General features: G+C 61.8%; 14 protein-coding genes and 2 pseudogenes. 14 read left to right on the top strand and 2 right to left on the bottom strand.

What is annotated here, in order from left to right; translation table 11 throughout:
* Window positions 1-282: 282 nt before the first annotated feature.
* Both BZ163_RS07070 and BZ163_RS07065 read right to left on the bottom strand, forming a co-directional pair.
* Complete coding sequence (locus BZ163_RS07070; protein WP_128870342.1) at window positions 283-1,077, bottom strand: class II aldolase/adducin family protein; 795 nt, start codon at window positions 1,075-1,077, stop codon at window positions 283-285.
* Between the two features lie 122 nt (window positions 1,078-1,199).
* Window positions 1,200-2,105 carry a LysR family transcriptional regulator gene (locus tag BZ163_RS07065; protein WP_128870341.1) on the bottom strand — a complete coding sequence of 302 codons (906 nt, stop codon included), beginning with the start codon at window positions 2,103-2,105 and terminating at the stop codon, window positions 1,200-1,202.
* 230 nt (window positions 2,106-2,335) lie between these two features.
* On the opposite strand from BZ163_RS07065, the gene BZ163_RS07060 reads away from it, so the two are divergent.
* The 14 genes and pseudogenes from BZ163_RS07060 (at window position 2,336) to BZ163_RS06995 (ending at window position 22,266) form a co-directional block, all read left to right on the top strand.
* Window positions 2,336-2,944: a cysteine dioxygenase gene (locus BZ163_RS07060; protein WP_128870340.1), complete on the top strand. Its 609-nt coding sequence runs from the start codon at window positions 2,336-2,338 to the stop codon at window positions 2,942-2,944.
* A pseudogene (locus BZ163_RS07055) lies at window positions 2,941-4,523 on the top strand (rhodanese-related sulfurtransferase). Before BZ163_RS07060 ends, BZ163_RS07055 begins: the two are co-directional and overlap by 4 nt.
* Before the next feature lie 183 nt (window positions 4,524-4,706).
* Complete coding sequence (locus BZ163_RS07050; protein ID WP_128870339.1) at window positions 4,707-5,576, top strand: TauD/TfdA family dioxygenase; 870 nt, start codon at window positions 4,707-4,709, stop codon at window positions 5,574-5,576.
* A 210-nt stretch (window positions 5,577-5,786) separates the two neighbouring features.
* Window positions 5,787-8,261, top strand: coding sequence for a TonB-dependent siderophore receptor (locus tag BZ163_RS07045; protein WP_128870338.1), 2,475 nt, complete (start codon window positions 5,787-5,789; stop codon window positions 8,259-8,261).
* A 335-nt stretch (window positions 8,262-8,596) separates the two neighbouring features.
* Window positions 8,597-9,559: an ABC transporter substrate-binding protein gene (locus BZ163_RS07040; RefSeq protein WP_128870337.1), complete on the top strand. Its 963-nt coding sequence runs from the start codon at window positions 8,597-8,599 to the stop codon at window positions 9,557-9,559.
* Between the two features lie 27 nt (window positions 9,560-9,586).
* Window positions 9,587-10,933 (top strand): LLM class flavin-dependent oxidoreductase, encoded by a 1,347-nt coding sequence (locus tag BZ163_RS07035; protein ID WP_128870336.1) that lies wholly within the window; start codon window positions 9,587-9,589, stop codon window positions 10,931-10,933.
* The gene (locus tag BZ163_RS07030; RefSeq protein ID WP_128870335.1) at window positions 10,930-11,613 is read left to right on the top strand and encodes a peroxiredoxin-like family protein; all 684 of its coding nucleotides are present in this window, start codon (window positions 10,930-10,932) and stop codon (window positions 11,611-11,613) included. The genes BZ163_RS07035 and BZ163_RS07030 overlap by 4 nt, the downstream gene beginning before the upstream one ends.
* Before the next feature lie 13 nt (window positions 11,614-11,626).
* On the top strand, window positions 11,627-12,637 hold the full coding sequence (locus BZ163_RS07025) for an ABC transporter substrate-binding protein (protein ID WP_128870334.1): 1,011 nt from the start codon (window positions 11,627-11,629) through the stop codon (window positions 12,635-12,637).
* A 195-nt stretch (window positions 12,638-12,832) separates the two neighbouring features.
* A pseudogene (locus BZ163_RS07020) lies at window positions 12,833-14,031 on the top strand (acyl-CoA dehydrogenase family protein).
* Window positions 14,028-14,987 (top strand): D-isomer specific 2-hydroxyacid dehydrogenase family protein, encoded by a 960-nt coding sequence (locus BZ163_RS07015; protein WP_128870333.1) that lies wholly within the window; start codon window positions 14,028-14,030, stop codon window positions 14,985-14,987. The pseudogene BZ163_RS07020 and the gene BZ163_RS07015 overlap by 4 nt, the downstream one beginning before the upstream one ends.
* A gap of 464 nt (window positions 14,988-15,451) precedes the next feature.
* A complete protein-coding gene (locus BZ163_RS07010; RefSeq protein WP_128870332.1) occupies window positions 15,452-17,584 on the top strand; it encodes a TonB-dependent receptor in 2,133 nt (710 codons plus the stop codon).
* 59 nt (window positions 17,585-17,643) lie between these two features.
* A complete protein-coding gene (locus BZ163_RS07005; protein ID WP_128870331.1) occupies window positions 17,644-19,218 on the top strand; it encodes an FAD-dependent oxidoreductase in 1,575 nt (524 codons plus the stop codon).
* Window positions 19,219-19,242: 24 nt separating this feature from the next.
* Window positions 19,243-19,740, top strand: coding sequence for a RidA family protein (locus BZ163_RS07000; RefSeq protein WP_128870330.1), 498 nt, complete (start codon window positions 19,243-19,245; stop codon window positions 19,738-19,740).
* 36 nt (window positions 19,741-19,776) lie between these two features.
* Window positions 19,777-22,266 carry a TonB-dependent siderophore receptor gene (locus BZ163_RS06995; RefSeq protein ID WP_128870329.1) on the top strand — a complete coding sequence of 830 codons (2,490 nt, stop codon included), beginning with the start codon at window positions 19,777-19,779 and terminating at the stop codon, window positions 22,264-22,266.
* The last annotated feature ends 199 nt before the right edge of the window (window positions 22,267-22,465 follow it).

Here is a 22,465-nt window from a genome sequence, read left to right as displayed (position 1 = left end):
ACTGACTGTTAAATGTGGGTGTTCACAAGGATTGTGTCCACCGCAGACCCTGTAGGAGCGAGCTTGCTCGCGAAGACGGCGGTACACTCAACACAGATCCTGACTGACCCACCGCTTTCGCGAGCAAGCCCCCTCCCACATTTTGATCGCTGTCGTTCACAGATTTTGTATTCGCCGCAACCCCCTGTAGGAGCTGGCTTGCCAGCGAAGGCCGCGGCACATTCAGCAGAGATGTTGACTGACAGACCGCTTTCGCCGGCAAGCCGGCTCCTACATTTGGACTCAGTTCTTGTACTCGATATCCGTGCGCTCCAACTGCCGGATCAGCGCATTCCAATGCCGCGCCACGCCCGGTCCATCCCCGCTTTTGAACACCTCGGCCTGCTTCTCGACCTTGGCCACCACCTCGGCCGGCGGGAAGATCAATTCGGCATTGCCGCCAGCCTGCGCCGCGATCTGGATGTTGCAGGCGCGCTCCAGACCGTGCAGCTGCTGGAACGCATGCTCGACACTGATGCCCGCGGTCAACAGCCCGTGATTGCGCAGGATCAACACGCTTTTATCCCCCAGGTCAGCCACCAGGCGCTCACGCTCGTCGAGGTCCAATGCCACGCCTTCGTAACCGTGATAAGCCACGCGCCCGGAGAAACCGATGGCGTGCTGGGAGATCGGCAACAGGCCGTCACGCTGGGCGGACACCGCGATGCCGTCGCGGGTATGGGTATGCAGCACCGCTTGCAGATCCGGCCGCGCGCCATGAATGGCGCTATGGATCACGTAGCCGGCGTAGTTGATGCCCAGCCCCGTCGGGTCGTCGACGAGGGTGCCGTCGATATCCACCTTGATCAGGTTGGAGGCGGAGATTTCATCGAACAACAACCCAAAGGCATTGATCAGGAAATGCTCGTCCGGCCCCGGCACCCGCGCGGAAAAATGCGTGTAGATGTGGTCGGTCCACTTGAACAGGGCCGCCAGCCGATAGGCCGCGGCCAGTTTGACGCGCACTTCCCATTCTTCGGGGCTGACGCGCTGGCGAACATTGTTCGAGACGCTGGATAACGGACTGACGCTGCTCATGGCAAAACTTCCTGGATGGCCTTAAGGTCTCCAGCAAGCCTATGGCAAGGCAAAAAATAATAAAAAGCACATTTTAATCTAAGCTAATTATTATTTTTTTTTATTATATCCGCCCCCCTCCTTCACGCCGCGCTCTTGATCTTCTGCAATGAGCCGGCGACCAGTTTGCCGAAGGCGTCGACGGGCCCCTGCAGGTTGCCGAGGAAATGCGGATAGATCAGCCACAAATCCATCACCGGCTTGAAATCCTTGAGCGGCATCACCGCCAGCTGATCGAAATGCGCGCTGCGCTCCAGCAACGGACGCGGAACCAATCCCAGTCCCAGGCCGTCAGCCACCAGGCCCAGCTGCAACTCGGTACCGAAGGTTTCCAGGTTGACCCGCAGGGCCAGGCCCTGGTCCGACAGGGTGCGTTGCAAGCCGGCACGGAAGCCGCAGCCATCGGGGTTGAGAATCCAGCCACTCTGGTAGACGTCGGCCAGTTTGCAGGGACGCTTGGGCATTTGAGCCTTGGCGCAGACCACCACCAGCTCCATCTTGCCGATCGACTCGCCGACAATGTTGTCCGGGAAAATCTTGCCCGCCGGGAACAGCGCCGCCGCCGCGTCCAGCTCCCCGCGCTCGATCTTGCCGACCAGTTGACTGCCCCAGCCCGTGGCCACCTGCGCCCGCAAGTCGGGGTATTCGAGGCGCAGATGCTTGAGTGCGTCGAGCAGCACCACATCACCGATGGTTTGTGGAACGCCCAGGCGCAACAACCCGGAGGGCGGTGCATCGGTAGCCACCAGTTCGCGCAATGCATCCATTTCCCGCAGGATCAATCGGCACTGTTCATACACCCGTGTCCCGATCAGGGTGGGCTTGAGTGGCTTGGTGTTGCGGTCGAACAGCTCCACGCCCAACGCCTGCTCAAAGTTCTGCACGCGCCGGGTGATGGCCGGCTGGGTCAGTTGCAACGACTCGGCGGCATGGCTGATGGACTGGCAACGAATCACTTCGACAAAGGCATCGATATCATCAATTTTCATTTGGCCCGCACATAGAGAACAGTCGATAAGATGTCTGAAAAGCATAGTTCTATTGTCGGGATCTGGATAGCCCGCTGTATTCCCCTGCCCTGTTCACTGGCGTCTCAGATCATGCACCGGGTTATTAATTCCTTTCGGCTATAACCTAATCATTAAATAATCGCATATTGATCTAAAACATTATGCTTAAATCAAAAGGTCAACTTTCAGAACGAACAATGGAAATCGCCATGACCCAGGCCCGACACCCGGAGAGACTCAGAGCATTCATAGGCGCCCTGGCGGAATTGATCGACGGCAACCCCCGCGAGGGTGATCTGCTGCATCGCGGCGGCAAGCTGCTCGCGCAACTGGTCAGCCATGACGACTGGCTGCCGGACGATTTTGCCCAACCGGACCCAGAGCGTTATCAACAATATTTGCTGCATGCCGATTCACGGCAGCGCTTCAGTATCGTCAGTTTTGTCTGGGGACCGGGACAACGCACGCCCATCCATGATCATCGGGTCTGGGGCCTGATCGGCATGTTGCGCGGTTCGGAGTACTCGCAAGGGTTCGCCCGTAACCCTGACGGCAGCCTGGTGCCCGAAGGCCGGCGGATACAGCTGGTGCCGGGGCAGGTCGAGGCGGTGTCGCCGAAGATCGGCGACATTCATCAAGTCAGCAATGCCTTCGACGATCAGGTCTCGATCAGCATCCATGTCTATGGCGCCAACATCGGTGCCGTGCGTCGCGCGGTTTACCAGCCCGACGGCAGCGAGAAATTGTTTATCTCAGGTTATTCCAACGCCTTTCTCCCCAATATCTGGGATTTGTCCAAAGAGAGCCAAGCCCTATGAGCATTGCACCTGTCCGCTCCTACTCCGAGATCCGCCAGGCCCTGCTGAACCATGAAGAACTGGCGCTGGTGGATGTGCGCGAAGAAGCCCCCTTCGCGGAGGCCCATCCACTGTTCGCGGCCAACATTGCGTTGTCGAAACTTGAGCTTGAGGTGTATTCGCGGATTCCCCGGCGTGATACCCAAGTGACCGTCTACGACAATGGCGAAGGCCTGGCGAACATCGCTGCCCAGCGTTTGCAGGACCTTGGCTATAGCCGGGTCAGCCTGCTCGAAGGGGGTCTGGAAGGTTGGCGCATCAACGGCGGCGAGCTGTTCATCGACGTCAACGTGCCGAGCAAGGCCTTTGGCGAACTGGTGGAAAGCCAGCGCCACACACCGTCCCTGGCGGCGGAAGAGGTGCAGGCGCTGCTCGACAGCGAGGCGGACGTGGTAGTGCTCGACGCCCGGCGCTTCGATGAATACCAGACCATGAGCATTCCCACCGGCATCAGCGTACCGGGAGCGGAACTGGTGCTGCGTGCCCGGGAACTGGCACCGGACCCGGCGACGCGCATCATTGTCAATTGCGCCGGGCGCACCCGCAGCATCATCGGCACCCAGTCGCTGATCAATGCCGGCATCGCCAACCCGGTGTCAGCCTTGCGCAACGGCACCATCGGCTGGACTCTCGCTGGTCAAAAACTGCAGCACGGCCAGTCGCGCCGCTTCGCCCCGACCAGCGAGGAACATCGACAAATCGCTGCCGGCGATGCCCGTCGCGTCGCCGACAAGGCCCTGGTGGGCCGCGCGACCCTGGCTGACCTGCAACGCTGGCAACAGGAACCGGCACGCAGCACCTACCTGTTCGATGTGCGCACGCCGGAAGAATTCGAAGCCGGGCACCTGCCCTCGGCCCGCTCGACACCGGGCGGCCAGCTGGTGCAGGAAACCGACCACTTCGCCAGTGTGCGCGGCGCGCGCTGGTGCTGGTCGACGACGATGGCGTGCGCGCCAACATGTCGGCGTCCTGGCTCGCGCAACTGGGCTGGGAAGTGCACGTACTGGATGACCTGCTGCCAGCGCACTTCAGCGAGAAAGGTGCCTGGCAGGCACCGGTCCCCGCACCGCAGCAAGCCGAGGCCATCAGCCCCGAGACCCTGGCCGATTGGTTGACCCATGGCGACACCGCCGTGCTCGATTTCACCAGCAGCGCCAATTACGTCAAACGCCATATCCCCGGCGCCTGGTGGGTGCTGCGCGGGCAACTGTGCGACGCCTTGGCGAAGGTGCCGACGGCGCAACGCTACGTGCTGACCTGTGGCAGCAGCCAGCTGGCACGCCTGGCGGTTGCCGAGGTCGAGGCGCTGACCGGCAAGGCGGTGTTTTTGCTGGGTGGCGGCACCGCCAGCTGGATCGCCGCGCAACGGCCATTGGAGGAAGGCGAGACTCACCTGGCGTCCCCGCGCATCGACCGCTATCGCCGTCCCTACGAGGGCACAGATAATCCCCGCGAAGCGATGCAAGCCTATCTGGACTGGGAGTTCGGACTGGTCGAGCAACTGGCCCGCGACGGCACCCATGGCTTTTTTGTGATCTAACCGCCGGCTTCCGGCGGCCTTTGTATCTGTGGGAGCGAGCTTGCTCGCGAGAACACCAAGAGAGCCGCCGGGCATCTGGTTTTACGCGTTATCGTTCACGACCTTCGCGAGCAAGCTCGCTCCTACACACATCCGACCCCTCTCCAGGCGGAGGCTGAACCCATAATCGAGAGGATTCACATCATGTCTGCTGTCTTGCACCACGCCCCTTCACACGCCACCAACACACTGCAGGTCACCCGCCTGGAACCGACCATCGGCGCGGAAATCGCCGGCATCGATCTGCGCCAACCGCTGACCCCGGCGCTGCGCGACGAACTGCGCGGTTTGCTGCTCGAACACAAAGTGATTTTCTTCCGCGACCAGGCCATCAGTACCGAACAGCAGATTGCTTTCGCGCGCGAGTTCGGTGAGCTCTATGTTCACCCCACCACCCAACAAAACGACCCGACGCAACCGCAAGCGCATCTGATTCAAGCCCAGGACGAACGCAAACTGTATGGCCCGAGGATCAGCGGCCGTTGGCATACCGATACCAGCTGGCTGTTGCAGCCGACCCTCGGCGCCATACTCCGGGCGGTCGATTTGCCCCCGGTCGGCGGCGACACGCTGTGGGCCGACACCGCCGCGGTCTATCGCGCCTTGCCCGACGAGTTGCGCGAAGAAATCGATGACCTGCATGTGGTCCACGACTTCAAGTCGTCGCTGGACAAGGTCGGCTACGACTACCCGATCCTGGCCCACCCGTTGGTGCGCACCCATCCGGAAACTGGCGAAGACGGCCTGTTCATCAACTTCTCGCAGAACCCTTCGGTGATCGGCTGGACGCCGGAAAAGAGCAAGCAACTGATCAATCGCCTGCTGCTGGAGTTCAACAAGCCCGAACATCAGGTGCGCTTCAAGTGGCGGGAAAACTCGGTGGCGTTCTGGGACAACCGTTCGACCCTGCACTACCCGGTCTACAACTACGGCGATTACCCGCGCCGCATGGAACGGGTGCTGATCGCTTATGACGACATTCCTCATCGGGTAAGACGCGCCAACGCGGCCTGATCTGCCTCAAACATGCCATCGATTAAGGATGGCAAACCTGTAGGAGCCGGCTTGCTGGCGAAGACGGTGTGTCAGTGGAATACATGTATTGACTGACATTCCGTCTTCGCCAGCAAGCCGGCTCCTACAGCAATACCTGGCAACCCCTGCTATTCGCGAACCCTCGCGAAGGGGTTCGCCTGTGCGTGCAATCTTTCAGGAAGTCGCGTCATGAGCTCATACAGCCCCCGAGTGAAGTACGATTACTACGCGGCCGCCGCCTTCAGCCTGCTGGCCGCCAGCATCCAGGCTCATGCAGAGAACGCTGAACCGGACAAAACCCTGAGCACGGTGGTGGTCACCGGCAACCGCGGCAGCCAGCCACGCACCATCACCGACAGTCCCTCGCCGATCGATGTGATCAGCGCCGAACAATTGCAGGCCAGCGGCAAGGTCGGCCTCAAGGAATTGCTCGCGCGCCTGCTGCCCTCCTTCAACCTGCCGGCGATCAATGGCGGCGGCACTTCCTGGTCGGTGCGCGGGGTGACCATGCGCGGCCTGTCCGGCGACCAGGTACTGGTGCTGGTCAACGGCAAACGGCGACACAACACGGCGCTGATCAACAACCTGGCGCGGATCGGCACGGCGGCGGTGCCGGTCAACCTCGACCTGATTCCCGTGTCGGCGATCGATCACATCGAGGTGCTGCGCGACGGTGCCTCCGCGCAATATGGTTCGGACGCCATCGCCGGGGTGATCAACATCATCCTCAAGGAAAACGACAGCGGCGGCAGCGCCGAGACCTCGTTCGGCCGCTACGGCAGCGGCGATGGCGACACCGTGCACCAGACGATCAACTACGGCCTGGCGCTGCCCAACGACGGCTTCGCCAACCTGGCGCTGGACAGCAAGACCCAGGAACCCTTTGACCGCTCCGGCAGTGCCACCGGCAACCTCTATTCGTTGCCCGGTTTCCCCGACAGTCGCGACCAGACTGTCAATCGCCACGGCTGGAACCCCAGTTACGGGCTGGGCCGAGAAAAGGTCACCAATGCCAGCTACAACCTCGAACTGCCGATCCAGGATGACCTGACGTTCTATTCCTTTTCCACCGCCAGCTACATGGAAACCACCAAGATCACGGGTAACTATCGGCCCAACGATATCTACTCCCTGGCCGGCGACCCCAATACTCCCTACCCCGACGGCATCCATGCCCAGCGTCACAACCGCACCAAAGACTTTCAGGTGGCCGGTGGATTCAAAGGCGAGGTCGGCGGCTGGCACTATGACGCCAGTTCGACCTGGGGCGAGGACGACTCGACGCTCAATGCCAGCAATACCCTCAACCCGTCCTGGGGACCGACCAGCCCCACCTCGTTCCATCTCGCTTCGCAGATTTTCGATCAGTGGACCAACAACCTCGACTTCACTCGCGGCTTCGACATTGGCTTGAAAAACCCGCTGCAAACCTCGTTCGGCTTCGAGTACCGCTGGGAGAAATACCAGATCGAGCCCGGCGACTATGCGTCCTACACTCCCGGCAACTACGTCATCCCGAGCGGGCCGTTTGCCGGCAGGACACCGCTGCCCGGCCTCGCGTCCTATAACGGCACCAGCCCCGCCGACGCTGGGGAAATCAGTCGCAGCAACGTTGCCAGCTATGTTGACCTGGGGCTGGATGTGACGGACAAATGGTACGTCGGCGTGGCGGCGCGCTATGAGCGTTACACCCAGGACATCGGCAGCACCTGGAGCGGCAAGTTCTCCACCCGCTACCAGTTCACCGACGCCTTCGCCCTGCGCGGCACGATCAATAACGGCTTTCGCGCACCGTCCCTGGCGCAAACCATTTACGCCTCCTCGACCTTCACCTCTGGCGGCGTGGTCAACGGCCAGCAGGTCTCGGTGCCGGTCAAGGTTTTGCCGGTGGACACCACCGAGGCCCAGGCCCTGGGCGCGAAAAAGCTCAAGCCGGAAAAGTCCCTGAACTACAGTTTCGGCTTCACCTACGAGCCCACGCCAAACTATCGCCTGACCACCGACCTCTATCAGATCGGCATTCGTGACCGCATCGTCTCCACCAGCCTGCTGGGCGGCCCGGCGGTCTCGCAAATTCTCGCCGCCAACGGCTTGTCCCCCGGCCTGTTTGCCCAGTACTACACCAACGCCGTCGACACCCGCACCCGGGGCATCGACATCATCAACGAATACCGCCAGCAGCTGGACGAATACGGCCAGATCCGCTGGAGCGCGGCCTATAACTGGAACCAGACCAAGATCGAGAAACTCCAGGACAACCCGCCAGAACTGAGCGGCCTGGGTTCGGGCTACCAGCTGTTCGACCGGCGCCTGCAAAAGGACCTGACCGTCGCCACGCCGCAATCGAAACTGATCCTGGCGGCGAACTGGAAAGTCACGGACTACAACCTGAACCTGGCCGTCACCCGCTTTGGCAGTTACATCGAAGGCGACAATAACCCGGTGAACGATCGCAAGTTCAGCGCCAAGTGGATTACCGACCTGGACGTGGCCTACGACCTGAGCAAACACCTGACGGTGGCGCTGGGGGCCAACAACCTGTTCAACGTGTACCCGGACAAGAACGGCATCCAGGATTGGGCCGGAGGCTATAAATACGGCCAGTTCTCGCCGTTCGGGTTTGGCGGGGCCTATTACTACACGCGGTTGGCTTACAACTTCTGAGGGCACTGCCCGCCGAGGTAGATCATCCACTGGGGACCTGCGGGAGCGGGCTTGCTCGCGCGAAAAGAGTGTCAGTCGACATCATCGCTGTCTGACACACCGCCTTCGCGAGCAAGCCCGCTCCCACAGGTTCCGTGCTGGAGTTGATGATCTTCGACATGACCTTAAATGCATTTAATTAATAATTATTAGGTACATAATCAGGTAACTTAATAATTAGCTTATAACCATAAAGAATTTCACAGCGGCTTTTTATAGAGATAACGTCAACCACAGACCGACCCCTTCTCCAGGCGGAGGCAATACGAAGCGCAACAACCTGCCTGGAGTTTCCCATGTCAATAAAACCCCTGTTGTTGAGCCTGTTCTGCACCTTGGGCTGCACCACATTCAGCCACGCCGCCGACCTTCAACCGCTGCTGGTGGCCAATCAGAAGTCCTCGATCAAGGTACTGCTGGAGGTCTCCGGCGAGCTGAAGAATCTGCCCTACGACATCCAGTTCTCCGAATTCCCGGCCGCCGCCCCACTGGGCGAAGCACTGAATGCCGGTGCCGTGGACATCGGCGCCCTGGGGGATGCGCCCTACGTGTTCGCCCTCGGCGCCGGTGCACCGATCAAGGTGGTCAGCATCGTGCATGCCGAGGGACGCTACACCACCGCGATCCTCGCGCCCAAGGATTCGCCGCTGAACAACGCCAGCGATCTCAAGGGCAAGAAGATCGTCACCACCCGTGGCTCCATCGGCCACTTCCTGGCGATCAAGGCCTTGCGCAGCGTCGGCCTGAGCACCAGCGACGTGCAGTTCATCTACTTGTTGCCGAGCGAGTCGCGCATCCTGCTGGATAACGGCAGTGCCGACGCCTGGTCGACCTGGGATCCGTACACCACCATTTCCACCACCCAGAATCAGGCCAAGGTCCTGGCCAGTGGCGCAACCCTGCTGACCAACCATTTGTACCTGGCCGCCACCAGCCAGGCCATCGCCGGCAAACGCCAGCAACTCGAAGACTTCGTCGCCCGGGTCGATCGCGCCTACCGCTGGACCAACGCCCACCCCGAGGAATATGCCGCCGCCCAGGCGCGAGTGACCGGCCTGCCGCTGGCGGTGCATGTCGCCGTGGCCAAGGGCACCCACATGGAACCGGTAGACATCGACGATAAGGTCATCAGCGGCCTGCAGACCACCGCGGACATCTATCAGGAAGAAGGCATTCTCACCAAACACATCGACGTTTCCCAAGGTTTCGACAAGAGCTTCAACGCCAAGCGTGCCCAACTCAACCAGGCATCGCGCTAACGATGCGACTGATCCAGGAGTAGAACCATGAGCAAACAACGCCAACTGAAACTCGGAGCGATGGTCCATGGCGTCGGCCATGGCTGGGGCGAATGGCGCCATCCGCAGGCCGTGGCCAATGCCAGCGTGAACTTCGATTTCTACAAGCAACAAACGCAACTGGCCGAGGCGGCGAAGTTCGACTTCGTGTTCATCGCCGACAGCCTGCACATCCATGAAAAGTCCAGCCCGCACTACCTCAATCGCTTCGAGCCGCTGACCATTCTCTCGGCCCTGGCCGCCACCACCCGTCACATCGGCCTGGTCGCGACCGTCACCGTCAGCTACACCGAACCCTTCCAGGTCGCCCGGCAGTTTGCGTCCCTGGACCACATCAGCGGCGGTCGCGCCGGCTGGAACGTGGTGACGTCCTGGCTCAGCGGCACCGCCGACAACTTCGGCAAAGCCGAGCACCCGCCGCATGCCGTGCGCTACCGCATCGCCAAGGAGCACGTCGCCGTGGTCAAGGGCCTGTGGGATTCCTGGGAAGACGACGCCTTCGCCTACGACAAGCAGAGCGGCGAGTTCTTCACGCCTGGCAAGTTGCACGCCCTGGAGCACAAGGGTGAATTCTTCTCGGTGAAAGGCCCGCTGAACATCGCCCGTTCCCGGCAAGGTCAACCGGTGATTTTCCAGGCCGGCACCTCCGAGGCAGGACGCAATTTCGCCGCTGAAAACTCCGATGCGATTTTCGTCAGCCCCGAGTCCTTCGACGAAGCCCGCGCTTACTATCAGGACCTGAAACAACGAGCCAGCGGTTTCGGTCGGGAGGCGCAGAAGCTGTCGATCCTGCCGGGCATCCGCCCGATCGTCGGGCGTGATGAAGCGGAAGTCGAAAGCCGTTATCGGCAAGCGGTGGAACTGGTGACCATCGAGGATGCCATCGTCGCCCTCGGCCGGCCGTTCAACGACCATGACTTCAGCCAATACCCGCTGGATGCGCCCTTCCCCGAGCTGGGTGACCTGGGCTCCAACAGCCAGAAAGGCGGCTCGGACCGGATCAAGCAGCTTGCCCGGGAAGAAGGCCTGACCTTGCGCGAAGTTGCCCTGCGCTTCTCTCGGCCGCGGCGTGATTTCGTCGGCACGCCGGAACAGGTGGCCGATGCCCTGCAGACCTGGTTTGAACAGGGTGCTGCGGACGGTTTCATCATCAACTCGCTATTGCCCGATGGCCTGCAGTATTTCACTGAACTGGTGGTGCCCCTCCTGCAACAGCGCGGTCTGTTTCGCGATGAATACAGCGGCAGCACCCTGCGCGACAACCTCGGCCTCGAGGTACCGGCCAACCGTCACGCGAGCCCCCCTATCGAAGAAAAAAGCGAGGCACTGGCATGAGCGAATCCCTCAACCGCCTGTTGGCAAACCTGCATGCCGAACGTGTGGCGAGCTGGGAGCCGGCAGCCCTGCAAGTCAATATCGATCAACGTCAACGCCTGGTGGACGAAGCCCGGGTCGACGACTTCGTCAGGGCCGGCGATTCGCTCGCGCCCTTCGCCCTGTTGAAGGTCGAAGGCGGCAGCCTGAGCCGCGACGAGTTGCTAGCCAACGGTCCGGCGGTGCTGATTTTCTTCCGCTTCGCCGGCTGCCCGGCCTGCAACATTGCCCTGCCCTATTACCAGCGCCATCTCTATCCGCACCTGCAGGCGCGGGGTGTGCCGCTGGTGGCGGTCAGCCCGCAGGTGCCGCAAAAGCTGGTGGAGATCAAGACCCGCCATAACCTCGGACTGCAAGTGGCCAGTGACCCGGACAACAGCCTCGGCCGGCGCCTGGGCATTCTCTACAGCTTCGATGAAGCCTCGCGCAAAGCGGCATTGGCCAAGGGCAATGGCATCGGCGAAACCACCGGCACCGGTACCTGGGAATTGCCGCAGCCTGCTGTAGTCGTCATCGCCCGGGACGGCACGGTGGCCTTCGCCGAAGTCAGCCCCGACTGGCTGGTGCGCACCGAAGCCGGTCCCGTGTTGCGCGCGGTCGAACAGCTGCTGGGACAAACACCCTTGCAACTCGCCATTTGACAAGAGCCTGACCATGACGAAAAAGATCACACAGGGACAGTTCAATCGTCGCGGCTTCCTCACGGCCAGTTCCATCGCCCTTGGCGCATTGGGGCTGTCTTCCCTGGGACTGGCGCCGCGTGCATTCGCCCAGGCCAACAGGCTCTCGGACCTGACCCTGGGGGTCGCCACTTACCGGGGGCAGGACTCCTATTTCAGCGAAGACGCCGGCACTGCCAATACCCCCTACAAGGTCGATTATTCGGAATTCGCCGGCGGTAACCTGATCGTCGAAGCCTTGGCTTCGGGCAGTCTGGACGTCGGCGGCATGAGCGAGATTCCACCGATCTTCTCGATCCAGAGCCATCGCCAACCGCGGCTGATCGCGGTGCTGCAAGGCGATGTGAACAACCAGGTGTTCCTCATTCCCAAGGACTCGACCCTGGAATCGGTGGCGCAATTGCGCGGCAAACGGGTCGGCTACGTGCGCTCCACCACTTCGCACTATTTCCTGATCAAGGCCCTGAAGGAGCAAGGCCTCACCCTGAAGGACATCACCCCGGTGGCGCTCACGCCCCAGGATGGTTTCAGTGCTTTCCAGAGTGGCCAGCTCGATGCCTGGGTGATCTATGGCGTGTTTATCCAGCTGGCGAAATTCCGCAGTGGCGCCCGGGTGCTGAAAACCGCCCTGGGTTATCTGTCGGGCAACTACCTGATCGCCGCCCGCCCCGCCGCCCTGGAAGACCCGTTGCGCAAGCAGGCGATCCAGGACTACCTGCAGCGCCAGGCCCGCACGCTGGAATGGATCAACGACAACCCCGAGCCCTGGGCCGCAAAATCGGCGCAATTGCTCGGGGTGGACAAGGCGGTGTTTCTCGACATGTACAACAGCCGTAGCCAGGCGTCGAAAATCATTGCCGTGAACGATCAGGCCATTGCTTCGCAGCAGGAGGTTGCCGATCTGTTCTTCGATGCGGGCGTGTTGAGCGAACGGCTCGATGTCAGCCCGTTATGGGACAAGAATTTTCCGTTGTTGCCGTTGTGAGCCATGAGGCCTTACACAAAAGGTATGAACAACACTGCCCCCTGTAGGAGCTGGCTTGCCAGCGAAGGCGGTGGATCAGGCCACATCGATGGTGTTTGACCCACCGCTTTCGCCAGCAAGCCGGCTCCTACAGGGGGCTATGTCGTACATGAACAGATACCGGCTCTCACGCTTTTTTGATCGAGTGAATCCACCATGAGTCTTTCTTCCCAACATTCACCACCCCTGCGATCCGTCGAAGTGGCCCAATTCGAAGCCCTGCTCGAAAACATCGGCGCGCAGCTGGCCGCCACGGCCCACCTGTATGACGAGAGCGGCGCCTTTCCCCATGACAACTTCAAGCTGTTGCACGAACACGGCCTGGTCGCGCTGACCGTGCCCAAAGCCCTGGGCGGTGGCGGCGCGAACCTGGCACAGGCACGCAAGGCCATCAGCGCCATCGCCAAGGGCGAGCCCTCCACCGCCCTGATCCTGGTGATGCAATACCTGCAGCACTCACGACTGCAAGACAGCCAAAGCTGGCCCGACGCGATGCGCCAGCAGGTGGCCCGGGATGCGGTCGAGAACGGTGCGCTGATCAACGCCTTGCGCGTCGAACCCGACCTCGGCACCCCGGCCCGTGGCGGCCTGCCGGCGACCATCGCCAGGCGTACCGCGGCGGGCTGGCGCATCAGCGGGCGGAAAATCTACTCCACCGGCAGCCATGGCCTGAGCTGGTTCAGCGTCTGGGCGCGCAGCAGCGATGAAGACCCGCTGGTCGGCGCCTGGCTGGTGCACAAGGACACGCCGGGCATCAGCATCATCGAGGATTGGGACCACCTGGGCATGCGCGCCACCTGCAGCCATGAAGTGGTGTTCGACAACGTGCTGGTGCCGCTGATCACGCCGTCAGCGTCAGCCGCTGGAGCGCGCCGCAACCCGAGCTCGATGGCGATGGCTTCCTGTGGATGTCGGTGTTGCTGTCATCGGTCTACGACGGTGTCGCCCAGGCCGCCCGCGACTGGCTGGTGGGCTGGCTGGAAAACCGCGCGCCGTCGAACCTCGGTGCGGCGCTGTCGACCCTGCCACGCTTTCAGGAAACCGTCGGCCACATCGACACCCTGCTGTTCGCCAACCGCAGCCTGCTCGACTCCGCCGCCGAGGGCCACACGCCGGCCAGTCACGCGGCGCAACTGAAATACCTGGTCACCGGCAACGCCATCCGCGCCGTCGAACTGGCCATCGAGGCCTCCGGTAATCCGGGCCTGTCACGCAACAATCCGCTGCAACGACATTATCGCGACGTGCTCTGCAGCCGGGTTCACACCCCGCAAAACGACGCCGTCCTGCAAGGTGTCGGCAAAGCGGTCTTCGCCCAGCGCCAGCCCCCATCCCAGCCCAAGGAACGCCCATGAGCCAGCTCGTCATCGCCAGCCAGCTGGATGAAGATTTCAACGAAGTGATCCGCCAGCGCCTCACTCAAACCCACCCGGGGGCCCGCGTTATCAGCGTGCCGGCCGGGGTGCCCAGCGATCTGCCGGTCGAGGTCGGCATCCTGCTGGCGCGGCCGATCAATGTGCGTGGCTACCAGGCGCCGGACACGCCGCCACCGGGTTGGCCTTATGGGTTGAAGTGGATTCAGGTGGTGTCTTCAGGCATCGACTTCTACCCGAAATGGCTGTTCAACGGCCCACCGGTGAGTACCTCGCGCGGCAGCGCCGCGGAGAACATCGCCGAGTTCGCCCTGGCCGCGATCTTCGCCGCGGCCAAGCGTTTGCCGGACATCTGGGTGCACGACTCGCAATGGAATTTCACCGCCCTGACACCGCTCAAGGGCACTACCCTGGGGATTCTCGGCTTCGGCGCCATTGGCCGTAGCCTCGCGACCAAGGCCAATGCCCTGGGGATCAAGGTGCTGGCGTTGCGTCAGAGCCAGGCGCCGTTCGAGGTAGAAGGCGTGGAGGCGGCGCGGGATATCCATGACCTGTTTGCCCGCGCCGATCAACTGGTGCTGGCCGCGCCCCTGACCGCCTCGACCCGGCACATCGTCGACAGTGCCGTACTGGCCAGCGCCAAACCCGGCCTGCACCTGATCAACATCGCCCGGGGTGGCCTGCTCGACCATGGGGCACTGTTGGAAGCCTTGGACAGCGGGAGCATCGGCCTGGCCTCGCTGGACGTCACCGAACCCGAGCCCTTGCCGGACGGTCACCCGCTTTATGCTCATCCACGGGTTCGCCTGTCGCCCCATACTTCGGCGATTTCCAGCAACAGTCGCCACGAAATTGCCGACAGTTTCCTGGCCAATCTGGAGCGCCACCTCAATGGCCTGGCGTTGGAGAATCAAGCGGACGTACAGCGCGGGTATTGAAGAACACGCAATCCATGTGGGAGCGAGACCGGCTTGCCGGCGAAGAGGGAGTGCCAGTCGACATTGATGTTGCCTGATACACCGCTTTCGCCGGCAAGCCCGGTCTCGCTTGTATGTTTAGACTTGAAGGGGTGGGCGGGACTGCTGAAAACAACATCAGCTTTACGCATTTACATAAGACACTTAATGCTTATTTTTTATAATTACCTTATAACTAATCGGACTTTTACAGCGCCTTATTATACAAATATTGTTACAACCATCACCGACCCCTGACCAGGTGGAGGCCCACGGAACTGCACGTTTTTCCGGCCGACACCACTCCACGGTCAATCGCGACAACCCAACCCTGAATCCGGCTCAAGCCGCCACCGCCATGGCTTTCGAACCCTGGTCCCGGCAACGCTTTGCCTAAAAAAAAACATAACGACGCCAACGCCGCACTTACACACCTGGGGCTCACCATGCACAACACTTTCCGTTCAAATCGCCTGACGCTGGCGGTATCGCTGGCGCTGTTCGGCTTGTCGGCCCACGCCGACGAAAACACCAAGGATGGTGCCCTGCCTGTTGTGACCGTCACCGCTGAACACCACAGCGAAGACCTGCAAAAGACCCCGCTGGCGATTTCCGCGTTCGACGAAAAAGCCCTCGACGACAAGCAAATCAAGAGCATTCGCGACCTCTCCGGGCAGGTGCCGAATCTGACCCTGAGTCGTCAGTCGATCTCCTACAGCGCCCAAACCTACGGGATTCGCGGCATCGGCGAGACCGACCCGATCCAGGAAGCGGCCGTCGCGGTCTATGCCGACGACCTGTACATCCCGCGGGCGATTTCCTCGATGCTCGACTTCAACGACGTCGAGCGCGTCGAGGTCCTGCGCGGCCCCCAAGGCACCCTCTACGGACGCAATAGCAGCGCTGGCGCGATCCGTGTGATCACCCGCGACCCGACCCAGGAAACCCGCGGTTTCTTCGAACTCGGCGCCGGCGACTACAAGGCCCGCAACGGCCGCCTGCTGATCAGCGGCCCGCTGGTGGACCACGCCTTGTTCGGCAGTTTTTCGGCGATTCGCCTGACCCGGGACGGCACCGTTTCCAACCCGACCCGCGGCCAGGATGTGAACAATGTCGACATCCAGTCCTACCGCGGCAAACTGCGCTACAAGCCCGACGACTCGCCGTGGGATGTGCAGCTGACGCTTGCAGGCACCTTCGACCGTGGCGATACCACCAGCTACACGCCGTTCGACGCCGACGGCCACTTCGACAAATTCAAGAGCTACAGCAGCCTCAACCCGAAGAATCGCCTCGATCAAGGCAGCTCGGTGTTGCGCGCGATCTATGCCATCGATGACAACCTGAACTTCAAATCGGTGACCGCCTATTCGGCGTTCAATCAGCCGGTGGACTACGACAACTCAGGTCAGGCCGCCCTGATCCAGAACAACCTGATCACCTACAAGCAGGACTACGCCACCCAGGAATTCCAGCTCAACGGCGACTACGAAAAGTTCAGCTTCAGCACCGGCCTGTACTTGTACCGCGAAAAATTCCAGGCCGACCGCGACAACCTCACCTACTCCGTCGCGCGCAACCGGGTGATCGGCCAGGGCCAATACAGCACCACCAACACCGAAAGCTATGCGCTGTATGGCCAGGGCAGCTACAAAATCACGCCGCGGTTGGCGCTGATCGCCGGGCTGCGCTTTACCCGCGAGCACAAGAACTTCGACTACAACAACTACGGCATTACCACCGATCGGCAGATCACCGGGACCAACTTCAGCGCCGATTCGAGCAAGTCCTGGCAGTCCACCAGCCCGAAACTCGGCTTCGAATACGCCTGGACACCGCACTTGAACCAGTACGCCTACGTGGCCAAGGGGTTCAAGGCCGGCGGCTACGACAACCGCGCGCCGACCCAGGCCGCGGCCGAACAGGCGTTCTCCCCGGAAGACGTGACCACTTGGGAAACCGGCTTCAAGGGTGACTTCTTCGACCAGCGCCTGCGCGCCAACCTCGCGCTGTTCTACAACGACTACAAGGACCTGCAGACCAACGCCTATGACCCCGCGCTGGGCGTCAGCCTGCGGACCAACGTCGGCCAGGCCCATACCTACGGCGTCGAGCTGGAAACCCTGACCGCACTGACCCGCGACCTGCAACTGACCGCCAACGTCGGCTACCTGCAAAGCCAGTACGACGACTTCGAAAACGCCAGCGGTGCCGGCGTCGATGCCAACGGCAAACAGCTGGTGTTCTCGCCGCGCTGGAACGCCAGCGTCGGCCTCAACTACACCATCCCGGCCGGATTGCCCGGCACCTGGCTGGCCGGTACCGATGCGCAGTTCCAGACCAAGTCCTACGCCAATGCGCTGAACGACGACATTCAGGAAGTCCCCCAGCAGACCTTCTGGAACGCCAACACCCGCTACATCTCCGGCGACGGTCACTGGACCACCACCCTCGCGGTGAAAAACCTGCTCGACCGCGCCTACCCGCAATCGGTCGGCTACGTGCCCTCCAGCGGCGCCCGCTACTACTCCGTCAACGACCCGCGAACCCTGTTGTTGTCGGTGCGCTACGACCTCTGACCTGAACACAAAACCCCTTACACCGCAATCCATAGCGCTTGAATGCAAGGAGCACCACGATGGCTTTTACCCGTAGAGAACTGATTTCCCGTATTGCCGCCGTCGGTGGCTATTCCGCCGCTGTCAGCGCCCTCGGCGCACTGGGGCTGACGCCTCAGGCCGTGGCGGCAAGTTTCAACCCGCTGCAACTGGGCAGCAGTGGCAAAGGCAAGCATGTGGTGGTGGTCGGCGCCGGCATTTCCGGGCTGGTCAGTGCCTACGAACTGCGCAAGGCCGGCTTCACCGTGACCATTCTCGAAGCCCGCGAGCGGGTGGGCGGACGCAACTGGACCCTGCGTCGCGGCAGCAAGATCGATTTCGACGACGGCGTCAGCCAGACCGTGGACTTCGATGACGGACAGTTTTTCAACGCCGGCCCCGCGCGCATTCCCAGCCATCACCAGACGATCCTCGGTTACTGCCGCGAGTTGGGCGTAGAGCTGCAAGTGCTGGTCAACAGCAGCCGCAACGCCCTGGCCTTGCCGGACCCGAAAAAGCCGGCGTTCCAGCTGCGCCAGGCGGTCAACGACACTCGCGGGCAACTGTCCGAACTGCTGGCGCGAACCGTCAGCCGCAAAGCCCTCGACCAGGATCTAAGCGCCGACGACCGCCAGGCGCTGTTGAATTTCCTCAAGGTCTACGGCGACCTGAATGCCGACTTGCAATACAAGGGTTCGGTGCGCTCCGGTTACACCCGCGTGCCCGGTGCCGGCGACCAGACCGGCATCACCCGGGCGCCGCTCGAGCTGCAGACCCTGCTCAACCCCAAGCTCTGGGGAGCGCTGGTGTTCGATGAAATTCCCGAGTTCTCCTCGACCATGTTCCAGCCGGTTGGCGGCATGGACCGGATTCCCCATGCGTTCCATGAACAGCTCAAGGACGCGGTGCGCTTCAACGCCGAAGTCAGCGACATCCAGACCGCAGAACTTGGCAGCCGCATCACCTACCGGGATCGCAAGAGCGGCGCCACCCAGACCCTCAACGCCGACTACGCCATCGTCACCGTGCCCCTGCCGCTGCTGGCCAAACTGCCGAGCAATTTCAGCCAGCCGTTCAAGCAAGCGATTCTCAGCGCGCAGAGCGATCAGGCGAACAAGGTGGCCTGGCAATCGCCGCGGTTCTGGGAAACCGACTTCAACATCTACGGCGGGCTCTCTTACCTGGACCATGAAGTCAAAGGGTTGTGGTACCCCAGCGATCGCCTGAACAGTGCCCAGGGCATTCTGGTCGCGGCCTACAACACCAGCGAATCGGCCCAGGCCTTCAGCAGGAAATCCCTCGCCGAACAGTTCGCCTCCTCCCGGCAAGCCGTGGAACTGTTGCATCCCGGGCACAGCACCAAGTTGCACAAACCGGTGGCGATCAACTGGGCCAAGGTGCCTTTCAGCAAAGGCCCGTGGATCGTCAACGACGAGGTCGGCGAGAGCGCCTATCACATCCTCAACGAGCCTCAGGGCCGCACCTATCTGGCCAGCGATGCCCTCGCCCATGGCGGTGTCGGCATCTGGCAGAACAGCGCCGCCGACTCGGCGCGGCGCATCGTTTCGCTGATTGGCCGCCATGCCGAGCGCCAGCAACCGGGCGTTGCCGCCTGACTTTGTCAATTAAAGGATTGAACGATGAAAACCATGACGTTGCTCACAGGACTCCTCATGACCGCGACCGCCCTCACCAGCCACGCCGACGACATCAAACGCATTGCCCTGCCCAACTCGAATTTCCCGATTTCCCTGGCGGTGTCGGTGCCGGCGCAAACCGACCTGCTGTTCGTCAGCGGCCTGCTCGCCGACTTGCATGACGCGAAAGCAGCCAAGGATTCCTTCGCCGCCTATGGCGATACCGCAACCCAGACCACCTCGATCCTCAACAAGCTCAAAAGCGTGTTGCAGAGCCAAGGGCTGGACCTGGGCGATGTGGTGCAACTGCGGGTGTTCCTGGTGGGCGACCCGGCCAAGGGCGGCAAGCTCGACTTTGCCGGGTTGCAGGAAGGCTATACGCCGTTCTTCGGTAGCGCCGCACAACCGAACAAACCGGCACGCACCGCAGTTCAGGTGGTCGCCCTGCCGCTGCCCGGCGGCCTGGTCGAAATCGAGGCTGTCGCCGCGCGCAAGCAATGACATGGACATCACCCGACTTTCAGGAGCTTCACCCTCATGCTCAAACGCCTAGAGCGCCGAATAGCGCCAACCTGCCACCCCTTGCTACTGCCACTGTCGATTGCCTGCGGTCTCGCCTCGTTCAACGTCGAAGCCGCCGACACCAGCGCTCCCACCCTCAATACCGTGGTCGTCACCGGCAACCGGGGCGCCGAACAACGCACCGTGACCACCAGCCCGACCCCTATAGACGTAGTGACCGGCGAACAATTGCGTTCGGTGGGCAAACCGAGCCTGCTGGAGGCGCTGAGTAAATTCATCCCCTCCTTCAACCTGCCCGACCGCGCGGGCTGGGATGCCAGCGGCGTGGTGCGCTCGGCCACCCTGCGCGGCCTGACCGCGTCCCATGTGCTGGTACTGGTCAACGGCAAGCGCCGGCACACCAGTGCCACCCTGAACATCAACGGCATCAACAGCGGCGCGGCGCCCAGCGACCTGGACCTGATCCCGGTGGCGTCGATCGATCATATCGAAGTGCTGCGTGACGGCGCGGCCGCCCAGTACGGTTCGGATGCGATCTCCGGGGTGATCAACATCATCCTCAAGCAAACCACCGGCGGCAGTTCCGATACCACCCTGGGGCAGAACTACGACGGCAAGCGCGGCACCGGAACGGAAGCGCTCAATTACGGATTTGAAGTCGGCGAGGCCGGCGTGCTCAACGTCTCGCTCGACACCCGCTACCAGGAACGGGACAACAAAGCCGGCAGCAACGGCTACAGCTCGCATTACTATCCACTGGCCGACGGCTCGCCCGACCCGCGCGAAGCCACGTCCAGCCATCACACCTACAAAGGTTATGGCTTGCCGCGCAGTCAGTTGGCGGATGTCGCCTACAACCTCGACCTGCCGCTGAACGATGCCGTGACCCTGTATTCGTTCTCGACCCTGGCCACCCGGGAAAACAACGACGGCCAGAACTTCCGCCTGCCGAGCGGACGCAACACCATCACCACCGGCCCCAACGGCTATCCCGACGGTTACAGCCCGTACTGGCTGATCAACGAAACCGACTTCCAGTCCGCATTCGGGGCCAGGGGCGACGATATCGGCGGCTGGGCCTGGGACCTGAGCAGCACCTATGGCCGCAACTACGCCAAGCAACGGACCTATAACAACCAGAACCCGTCGCTGGGTGAAAACACCCCGAACAAGTTCACCTCGGGCATTTACATCGCCGATCAGCTGACCAGCAACTTGGACCTGAAAAACAGCTACGAGATCGGTCTGGCCAAGCCGCTGGACGTGGCCTTCGGATTCGAGCATCGACGTGAAAGCTACGAGACCCGTGCGGGGTCGCAAGCCTCGTATATCGACGGTGGCTACGTGTTCCCGGCCGGCCATCCCCGTGCCGGGCAACGCCCCGATCCGGGCGCCCAGGTCACCAACGGCATCACCCCGGACGATGCGCAGAAGATCAGCCGCAACAGTGTCGCCAGCTACATCGACCTGGGCTTCTACCCGGTCGAGCAGTGGTACCTGGGGGTGGCCGCACGTTATGAGCATTACAACGAAGGGGTCGGCGCAACCCGCAGCGGCAAGCTCAGCACCCGTTACGAATTCAACCCGGTGTTTTCGCTGCGCGGTACCATCAGCAATGGCTTTCGCGCACCGTCGCTGGCCAACGAAATCTTCACCGCGCGCTCGACCGGGTTCGACACCATCAATGGCGTCTACCAGTCCTATAACTACGTGATCCTGCCGGTGGATTCGGCAGGCGCCCAGGCGCTGGGTGCCGAGTCGTTGAAACCCGAGCGCTCGACCAACTTCAGCCTCGGTTTCGCCCTGACCCCCAGTGAAGACCTGAGCCTGACCGTGGACGGCTACGTGATCAACCTGCGTGACCGCCTGGTGCTCAGCGAACGCTTCCAGGGCCCGGGCGTCGCCGCCCTGCTCGACAGCATCGGCGTGCCCGCCACGGCCGGGGCGCAGTACTTCAGCAATGGCGCCAACACTCGCACCTCCGGGGTCGATGTGGTCGGTAATTACCGGCAGGACCTGAACCGGTTCGGCTCGGTGCGCTGGACCGCGGCGTTGAACTACAACCACACGCAAATTCTCAGCGTCAACGAAACCCCGTCGCAACTCACGGCCCTGGGCAGCAACTTTCAATTACTCGGCCGCCAGTCCCGCGCGTTGCTCACCAAGACCTCCCCCAGCAGCAAGATGATCTTCTCCGCCGACTGGGCGATCCGCGACTTCGACGTCAACCTGCGCCTGACCCGTTATGGCACGTACACCGAGGTCAACAGCTCAAGCGATCCGAGCCTGGATCGCGAATATTCGGCGAAATGGATTACCGACCTCGACGTGGCGTATGCGATCAACAAACAGCTGACCGTGGCTGTGGGTGCGCAGAACCTGTTTGATAAATACCCTGACCATATTGGTGTGCCGAACTCTTCGTTTGGTGATAACTGGGGTAGTTATTCGCCGTTCGGTTTTACCGGTGGGTACTACTACACGCGGTTGCAGTACGCGTTCTGAATCCCCTGGCCATTATCTGTAGGAGCCGGCTTGCTGGCGAAGTCGGTGGCACATTCAATAGATGTGCTAGCTGACAGACCGCTTTCGCTGGCAAGCCAGCTCCTACAGGGGGTCTTCTGTGAACACGAAATCGTGAACGACGCCGATCCCCTGTAGGAGCCCGGCTTGCCGGCGAAGGCGGCGGCACATTCAATAGATG

The organism is Pseudomonas sp. VI4.1 (genome assembly GCF_002029345.1).
GTDB lineage: Bacteria > Pseudomonadota > Gammaproteobacteria > Pseudomonadales > Pseudomonadaceae > Aquipseudomonas.
This window is presented reverse-complemented; position numbering and strand designations above follow the sequence as displayed.

Coding starts and splice junctions, on each gene's coding strand:
- BZ163_RS07070 (WP_128870342.1), bottom strand. CDS start 1,077: ATGAGCAGCGTCAGTCCGTTATCCAGCGTCTCGAACAATGTTCGCCAG.
- BZ163_RS07065 (WP_128870341.1), bottom strand. CDS start 2,105: ATGAAAATTGATGATATCGATGCCTTTGTCGAAGTGATTCGTTGCCAG.
- BZ163_RS07060 (WP_128870340.1), top strand. CDS start 2,336: ATGACCCAGGCCCGACACCCGGAGAGACTCAGAGCATTCATAGGCGCC.
- BZ163_RS07050 (WP_128870339.1), top strand. CDS start 4,707: ATGTCTGCTGTCTTGCACCACGCCCCTTCACACGCCACCAACACACTG.
- BZ163_RS07045 (WP_128870338.1), top strand. CDS start 5,787: ATGAGCTCATACAGCCCCCGAGTGAAGTACGATTACTACGCGGCCGCC.
- BZ163_RS07040 (WP_128870337.1), top strand. CDS start 8,597: ATGTCAATAAAACCCCTGTTGTTGAGCCTGTTCTGCACCTTGGGCTGC.
- BZ163_RS07035 (WP_128870336.1), top strand. CDS start 9,587: ATGAGCAAACAACGCCAACTGAAACTCGGAGCGATGGTCCATGGCGTC.
- BZ163_RS07030 (WP_128870335.1), top strand. CDS start 10,930: ATGAGCGAATCCCTCAACCGCCTGTTGGCAAACCTGCATGCCGAACGT.
- BZ163_RS07025 (WP_128870334.1), top strand. CDS start 11,627: ATGACGAAAAAGATCACACAGGGACAGTTCAATCGTCGCGGCTTCCTC.
- BZ163_RS07015 (WP_128870333.1), top strand. CDS start 14,028: ATGAGCCAGCTCGTCATCGCCAGCCAGCTGGATGAAGATTTCAACGAA.
- BZ163_RS07010 (WP_128870332.1), top strand. CDS start 15,452: ATGCACAACACTTTCCGTTCAAATCGCCTGACGCTGGCGGTATCGCTG.
- BZ163_RS07005 (WP_128870331.1), top strand. CDS start 17,644: ATGGCTTTTACCCGTAGAGAACTGATTTCCCGTATTGCCGCCGTCGGT.
- BZ163_RS07000 (WP_128870330.1), top strand. CDS start 19,243: ATGAAAACCATGACGTTGCTCACAGGACTCCTCATGACCGCGACCGCC.
- BZ163_RS06995 (WP_128870329.1), top strand. CDS start 19,777: ATGCTCAAACGCCTAGAGCGCCGAATAGCGCCAACCTGCCACCCCTTG.